The organism is Mesorhizobium sp. M1A.F.Ca.IN.020.03.2.1, from assembly GCF_004023205.1.
Taxonomy (GTDB): Bacteria; Pseudomonadota; Alphaproteobacteria; order Rhizobiales; family Rhizobiaceae; genus Mesorhizobium.
In genome coordinates this window covers 1-579 of the sequence record NZ_RZSV01000504.1, presented here as the reverse complement: position 1 = coordinate 579, position 579 = coordinate 1, and the positions used below count along the sequence as shown (strand labels likewise).

Sequence of the window (579 nt, the reverse complement as noted above, 5' to 3'; positions counted from 1 at the left end):
CCCCGCTCCCCCACAGCGCCCGCGCGAACACGTTGCGCTTGCCCTTGCGCGGCGCCAGCTCCACATCGCTGACCAGCTTCGCGCCGCCCTCGCGCCGCTCCAGCGTGATCTTGCGGCTGTGGAAGGCTTCCAGCTCGGCGCGGTGGGCGACGCTGATGACGGTGACCTTCGGCAATGCCTGGACCACCGTCTGCATCATCTTGTCCTGGCTCTTCTCGTCCAGCGCCGAGGTCGCCTCGTCCAGCACGACGATGTCTGGCTCGTGCAGCAGCAGGCGCGCGAAGGCGAGGCGCTGCTTTTCGCCGCCGGAGAGCGTCTGGTCCCACGGCGCCTCTTCCTCGATCCTGTCCCGCAGGTAGCCGAGGCCGACCTTGTCGAGGGCGGCGTCGATCTCGTCCACCGTCCAGTTGTCGGCGGCGGCCGGATAGGCGACCGCGCGCCGCAGCGTGCCGGTCGGGATGTAGGGGCGTTGCGGCAACATGAACAGCCGCTTGCCGGCATGGAAATTGACGCTGCCGCCGCCCCAGGGCCACAGGCCCGCGACGGCCCGCACCAGCGTCGACTTGCCGGTGCCGGATT

General features: G+C 70.1%; 1 protein-coding gene. It reads right to left on the bottom strand.

Annotated elements, in window-relative coordinates; all coding sequences use genetic code 11:
* Positions 1–579 (bottom strand): ATP-binding cassette domain-containing protein (locus tag EOA79_RS32405; RefSeq protein WP_128293716.1); only part of this gene is annotated, 579 nt, incomplete at both ends.